The sequence below is a fragment of the Thermogemmatispora sp. genome (genome assembly GCF_019683755.1).
Lineage (GTDB): Bacteria > Chloroflexota > Ktedonobacteria > Ktedonobacterales > Ktedonobacteraceae > Thermogemmatispora.
On the sequence record NZ_JADGHT010000247.1, the window covers coordinates 1 to 7,017 of the forward strand.

General features: G+C 61.4%; 4 protein-coding genes and 1 pseudogene. All 5 read left to right on the top strand.

Annotated features, from left to right (window positions below; translation table 11 throughout):
• Positions 1-76: 76 nt before the first annotated feature.
• Positions 77-2,107 (top strand): nitrilase-related carbon-nitrogen hydrolase, encoded by a 2,031-nt coding sequence (locus tag IRZ24_RS14640; protein WP_297165510.1) that lies wholly within the window; start codon positions 77-79, stop codon positions 2,105-2,107.
• A 198-nt stretch (positions 2,108-2,305) separates the two neighbouring features.
• Positions 2,306-2,896 carry a lactate utilization protein gene (locus tag IRZ24_RS14645; RefSeq protein WP_297165512.1) on the top strand — a complete coding sequence of 197 codons (591 nt, stop codon included), beginning with the start codon at positions 2,306-2,308 and terminating at the stop codon, positions 2,894-2,896.
• 24 nt (positions 2,897-2,920) lie between these two features.
• A complete protein-coding gene (locus IRZ24_RS14650; protein WP_297165514.1) occupies positions 2,921-5,245 on the top strand; it encodes an LUD domain-containing protein in 2,325 nt (774 codons plus the stop codon).
• A 263-nt stretch (positions 5,246-5,508) separates the two neighbouring features.
• Positions 5,509-5,934 carry an HIT family protein gene (locus IRZ24_RS14655; protein ID WP_297165516.1) on the top strand — a complete coding sequence of 142 codons (426 nt, stop codon included), beginning with the start codon at positions 5,509-5,511 and terminating at the stop codon, positions 5,932-5,934.
• Positions 5,935-6,436: 502 nt separating this feature from the next.
• A pseudogene (locus IRZ24_RS14660) lies at positions 6,437-7,017 on the top strand (hypothetical protein); the annotation flags it as partial.

The following is a 7,017-nucleotide window of genomic DNA, read 5'->3' on the forward strand; positions in this document are numbered from 1 at the left end:
CTGATATAATAGGGGTTGTGGGCGCGGCGCCACGGGCGCCGCTTGCTCTGCTCAATCACGCCTGGAGCTTGCAAGCATGAGTACATCCGCGTCCTCCTTTACCAGGTACCGGGTCGCCGCTATCCAGTACGAACCTACGCCGGGCCAGAAGGAGCAGAATATTGGCGACCTGTTGCGTCTCGTCGAGGAGGCCGCCCGCCACGGTGCGCGACTGATCGTGCTGCCCGAGCTGGCTACAACTGGCTACTGCTGGGAGTCGCGCGAGGAAATCGCTCCCTATGTGGAGCCGGTTCCTGGCCCCACCTGCGCACGCTTCGCTGAGCTTGCCGCTACCTACCACTGCTACATTGCGCTCAGCCTGGCAGAGGTCGATCCTGAGAGCGATGTCTACTATAATACGACGGTGCTGCTCGCTCCCCAAGGCCTCCTTGGCAAGTACCGTAAGCTGCATTCCTATATTGCTGAACCGCGTTGGGCCCGCGATGGCGATCTGGGACTGCCTGTCTGGGATACGCCGCTTGGACGTCTAGCCATCCTGGTCTGCATGGACGCGATGTATTTCGAAGCCGCGCGCCTGGCAGCCGTGCGCGGGGCCGATGTTCTGCTCTTTCCCTGCGGCTGGCTGGATGAGAAGTGCCCAAGTAGCTGGTGGATGCTGCGCGCCTTCGAAAACGGCCTCTATCTGATCGCCGCTAATCGCTACGGACGCGAGCGTGGAGTACAGTTCAGCGGGGGAAGCTGTATCCTGAATCCCGATGGCTCGATCCAGGCTTACCGCGACGATGGCGAGGGCATTGTTTACGGGGAGGTCGATCTTGAGCGCTGCCGCACCAAGGGCTGGGGGCCTGATGGCGAGGAACCTGTGGGCGACCGCCTGGCGGATCGCCTTCCGCGTGAGTATGTCTCGCTGGTTCACAATACCTATCTGTGGGAGCCGCTGCGCTTCCACGGCCTTTATCACTCGCGTGAGCTGCCACCCGGTCAGCTTTCTTGCGCGGCTTTCGTCCAGCTTGAGCTACACGAGATGCTCGCTTCCCCCGAAAAGGAGCGCCCAGAGACCAGCCCTGCCACTGCCAGAGAGCGGCAGCTTGCGCACCTGCAATCGTTGGTACGCGCGCTGTTGCACGTTCATGAGCCAGCCTATCCCGATGTGCTAGTCTTGCCCGAACTGACACTGCCAGGGCCAGCCGATCCCTCTCAGCCCGACTTCGCCGAACGCATGCGCGCCGGCGCCATCCGCATCCCTGGCCCCGAGACTGAGGCCCTGATCGCTCTGGCTACCGAGTTCCAGCTCAGTATTGTCATTGGGGTCGCCGAATGTGGATATATCGATGGAAGCAGCGAGCCTGTGTACTATAATACGGTGCTGCTGCTTGACCCTGAGGGTGTTCACGGGATCTATCGCAAGTTGCATCTGACGCGCGCTGACCGGCGCTGGGCCACGCCTGGCAATCTGGGCCTACCGACGTTTGACAGTCCAGTAGGGCGTATCGGCCTGGCAACGGGCTACGATGTGCTCTTCCCGGAGACGCTGCGCGTGCTGGCCGGCAAGGGCTGCGATTTAGTCTGTGCGCCGACGCTGCTCAATTTCCCCAATCCCATTGGGCTGGGTCCGACAGCGATCCCCTTCGGCCCGCATGTGGCGCCCGAGGGTTACGATCCTCTACATTACCTGCCCTGGCGCATCCGCGCTGCAGAGCACCATGTCTACTTGACGATCGCAAATTGGAGTGGCGAGGCCAACGGGGTCCGCGCCAACGGTCTTAGCGGCATCTTCTCGCCTTCCTGCTCTAGCTATCCCTGGCGCGAGGTGATTGCTGAGGAGGGGGAGTCAACGCTCATGCTGATGACGATCGACACGCGCGAGCAGCGCACTGGTCGGCGCTCGACAACGCTGTCGCCAACCTATGTGCCCGGCGATGTGGCCGGTTCCCTAACCGGTGAGCTGGCCTACGACATCCGCGAGACCATCCCTGGCAACGTGGTCCGTGCTAAACCGCTGCTGCGCAAACGTCAGCCACTCTGGTACCTGGACCTGGTGCGGCCTACGGTCGGCCTGGTCTCTTCCGTTCCATCGGAATCGCCCGCCACGCCAGCCGCACGCTGAGCCATGAGGGGAAGGGAATAGGCTGCTAGCCGTCCTTGGATGAGGCTGTTCTGCTGGCTTATCCTGCGCGTGCTTCGCAGCCCGCCCAGCTAGAGCTAGCTCTGGGCCGCTGCTGGCGTGGTCGTGCCTTTACTCGGACTCACATCAGCTCGTAACTGCCGCTACCTACTTGAGTCTTTCTATCTCTGGTTATCCGTGATGAATAGTTCTGCTTTGTTTGCTCAGTTCCAGCGCCGCCTGAGCGCCGCTGGCGGTGTGGCCCAATGGGCCGAAGACCTGGCCCAGGCCGCTGGGATCATTGCCACCCATCCCGCGCTTGCCGAGCAGCGGCTGATCATTCCGCCAGCTTTCGCCTCCTGTCAGCCCTGGGGGGCCATTCTGCCGCTTTTGAGGAGGCACGGCCTCCACCTGGAGGAAGCAGCGACCCCCGAACAGGTCGCCGATGCGCCTGCCGGCCTCTCCAGTGCTGTGCTGGCAATTGCCGAGACTGGCTCGGTCGTTTTGGCTGATAATTCGTTGGCAGCTCGTATTGTGGGCATGCTGACGCTGACTCACTTCGTCCTGGTCTCCGCTGAGCAGCTTGTCCCGCTCCTTGATGAGGCCGCCACTCTGCTGCAAACCTTGACCCGCCCGGGACCCCAGCAGCAGCATTATATTTCTTTGGTGACCGGCCCCAGTCGTACCGCCGATATCGAACGCACTCTGACGATCGGCGTCCAGGGACCTCGTGCCCTCCACGTGATTGTTGTCGCTACGCCCTCCACGGGCGATCTTTCTTCTGCTAGCTAGTCAGCCAGCAAGCAAAGGACAAGCATGATGAGCCATCAGGAGCATGCACACCAGACACCCGCCCAGCTTCTCGCCGCCCAGACCAGTGCAGCGGAAGCCGTTCCGCTGATCCATAATATGCCCCCCTTCAGGGAGCGCCTGCAACGGGGTTTGGGCGATGAGAATATGCATCGCGCCCTCGAGCGCTTCGCCCCCAGTTGGCGTCAATCGCGTCAGACCCTCTTCGCCGCAGCGGAGGCGGAGTACGGTCCCGACTATAGCTTCGCCCATCTGCGCCAGCGTCTGCGCGCCGCCAAGGACGAGGCCATTGCCCGCCAGGAGGAGCTGGTGGCGCAGTTCAAGGAGCGAGCCGAGGCCGCCGGCGCCGTGGTCTATGAGGCCCGTACCGCTGAGGACGCCAATCGCTATATTTATGAACTCTGCCGACGCAAGGGCATCACGCTGGTTGTCAAGTCCAAAACGATGGTCAGCGAGGAGATCGAGCTGAACCACTATCTAGAGGAGCGAGGTATCAAGGCGGTCGAAACCGATTTGGGCGAATGGGTGGCCCAACTCGATCACGAGCGTCCCTCGCATATGGTGATGCCCATCATCCACAAAACCCGTCAGCAGGTGGGCGAAGTGCTCAGCCGTGCTACCGGGCGTGAGATCTCGCGCGAGGACGTGGCAGAGCAGGTAGCCGTCATTCGCCGCGAGCATCGCCAAGCCTTCTTGACCGCAGGCATGGGCATCAGTGGGGCCAACGCGCTCATCGCCGAGAGCGGCACGGTCATGCTCAATACTAACGAGGGCAATGGGCGCATGGTAACCTCGCTGCCGCCCGTGCATGTGGTACTGGCGGGCTACGATAAGCTGCTGCCAACCTTCGCTGACGCCATTACCCAGATCCGCCTGCTGGCACGCAGCGCCACTGGCCAGCCCATGACTAGCTATACAACCTTTATTACGGGACCGGACCGACCCGGTAAGGAGGTTCATATTGTCCTCCTGGATAATGGACGCAGCGCTATGCGGGCCGACCCGCGTTTCAAGGAGGCCCTACGCTGCATCCGCTGCGCTGCCTGCGCCAACATCTGCCCTCCCTACCAGCAGGTAGGCGGTCACGCCTTTGGCTATATCTACAGCGGTGCTATCGGACTGGTAGTGACCCCCTTCCATCACGGCCTGGAGGCTGCCGCCGGTCCGCAAAGCCTCTGCGTGAGCTGCAACGCCTGCGAGACCGTCTGTCCGGTGGAGATCCCCCTGCCCTCCCTCATTTTGGATGTGCGCAGCCGAGTGGCAACTCGCGAGGGGCTGCCCTGGCTCAAGCGTCTGATCTTCGCGGCCTTCGCCCGCCCACGCCTTTTCGACCTGCTGGCTCGCCTGGCCGCTCTTGGCCAATGGCCGGCCACGCTGGGTACGCCTTACGTGCGCTACCGCTATCTGCGCTTTCTTGAGCGCCTGCCTGGCCTGGGGGCGCTCGCCCGGCTGACACGCTGGCGCAGTCTACCCGCCTTTGCGCTCCGTCCCCTGCGCGATCGCGTTGGCGTCCGTGCCGATCTGGCGGCAGCGCGCCAGCGTCCGCACCGCGCCGGTGAGCTGACGGTCTGTTACTTCGCCGGCTGCATGACCGACCGCCTCTATCCCGAGATGGGCGAAGCCGTCATCCAGATCCTGGAGCGCAGCGGCCTACGTGTAGTCTTCCCGCGCGCTCAACACTGCTGTGGCCTGCCAGCCCTCAATTCGGGCGACCGCGCTCACGGCCTGACAATGGCCAAGCAAACAGTGCGTATGCTGGAACACGCTCTGGATGAGAGCGGCGCTGACTATATCGTCAGCGCTTCAACAAGCTGCGTCGTCACCCTGGTCCAGGATTACCTACGGCTCTTTGAAGATCTGCAGATGCAGAGCTGGCTCAATCGTACTCGCGCACTGGCTGAGCGCATCATGGATTTCACTACTTTCCTGCTGCGTGTGCTGGTAGCAGAGCAGCGACTGCCGGCCTTGCGCCGTCCCGCCCCGGGAAGCGCGCCCGTCGTGACCTACCACGATTCATGTCAATCATGTAACTGTCTGGGCCTGCGCGCAGAGGCGCGCCAGGTGATCAGCGAGGTGCTCGGTCTGGAGCTGCGTGAGATGACGGACTCCGATGTCTGTTGTGGCTTCGGCGGCTCAACCTCTATCGAGCATCCCGAGATCGCCGAGCGCCTGCTAGCGAGGAAACTGAGCCACGCCGAAGAGACCGGGGCGAGGCTGCTGGTCTCTGATAATCCCGGCTGCCTGATGCACCTGCGGGGCGGCGTCGACGCCAGTGGCAAGCCCCTGCGAGTCCTCCATCTGGCCCAATTGGTGGCAGAGTATCTTCCCTAGCCCTTGGAGAGACGTCCAGCACCAAGACCCCGCCCGCTGGCCTCTGCGCCTTGCGGGCGCCTGTGTCTGGCGGCGGGCAGGGCCTGGTGCTTCGCTCGCAATTGCATTACAACGACTCGCAGAGTATACTGTTAATGGATCAGGCTAAGAGTGGGCTTCTCTGCTTACAACTGTGCATTTCTCTTCCTGGCGCCCAGGTTATTTTTCAGTGAAATCGAAACGCCCCGCCAGATGAGGCGGCGTTGCGAGAAAGGCGGTCAGCTGTGAGCTGCATCTTTTGTGAGATGATCAGCGGGAAAGTGGAAGCTAACATTGTCTATCAGAGCGATGAGGTAGTGGCCTTTCTGAGTGAGGAGCAGCCGAATCCCTATAAAGTTGTGGTTGCACCGCGCAAGCACGTCGAGACCATCTACGATCTCGATGACGAGCTGGCAGCTCGGGTCTTTCAGGCCACCGTGCATGTGGCCCGCGCGATCCGACGCGCTAGCAACTGCCCCGGGCTGAGCCTGGTTCAGGCGAACGGCCATGCTGCTCAGCAGCATGTACGCCATTTTCATCTCCACTTGCTGCCTCGTTTCCCTCACGATACAGCTCTGGGACGGGTCTTTCTTCGCTGGGAGGGCTGCCCGGCTGAGCGCAGCGAGTTGGAGCGCCTGGCGGCAGATCTGCATGCTCAGCTCTCTCAGTAGGACCGTCGCCTAACATTTCTTTGATTGAGCCTCTGCATATACCTCGTCCATCGCCCACGTACACCTGCCCGGCTAGCCAGGCAGTTGGAGCTGGGCAGGCTGAGGCAGGAAGGCCCGTGTGTCCCCGCTCAGCAAGGTTGAGATCCGTATGACGGCTCTAGCGAACGGGGCAGGCCACTCTCTTGCTCCCCTCCCCCATTTCTCCCTAAAAAGCATTGTTGTTCATCGGTCACTGGTAGAGCCGCAAATAACCTGATCAGTTGCTCATCTACTGGCGCAATGTTCCCTTATCCCTTTGGGGAAAATGCTCCACTTAAATCTGTCTATGATATACTATGTTCATCCTTACTCTTTAGTCTGGCCTGCCAGCCACAAGCTCAAGCTTGCCGTGCGCAGTAGACTGTCCGACCAGCCAGCCAAGCCAGGCGGCCAGTGAGTGGGCACAGCAGGAGGCAGGGCCGGCAGGGATCTCGCAAGCAAGCCAGGACGGCAGGGAGAAGCGATGAGAACCGTTGTCACGAAGCGCTTAACGCCCAGCTCTCTTCAGCAGCTTTCTCGTGAAAGCAGCCTGGAAACCGTGGCTGCTGCCCTGATTGTGCTCCTGAGCCTCCTCTGGATGGCCCTGAGACTGGGAGGTAGCCAGGTCACAGCCCTTTTCGCCGATGCTATGTACAGCCTCTGCGCCCTGGGTGCCGCCGCCCAGGCCGCACTGACAGCCTGGCGCAGCCGCTATGGCCCCTTGCGCCTGACGCTCCACTACCAGATTGCTTGGTCGCTTGTCAGCTTCGCTCTGCTACTCGATGTTCTTGGAGGTCTGCTCTACCTCTATCGCGATTGGGTAGGACAGGCCAACACTGTGCCATCAGTGGCCGATGTTGCATTCCTGCTCAATTATCTGCTCGTGGCCAGCAGTCAGCTTTTCATCTTGAGCGGCTTCAAGCTGAAGCGCGCTATTCTCTTGATTCTGCTGGATTCCTTGATTACGACCCTCTGCCTGCTGGGTATCATCTGGTTCTTTCTGGTTGGTCCCTCCTACACGATGCTGCGCCACAGTGGCATCGACTTAGCTACGCTGACGATCAG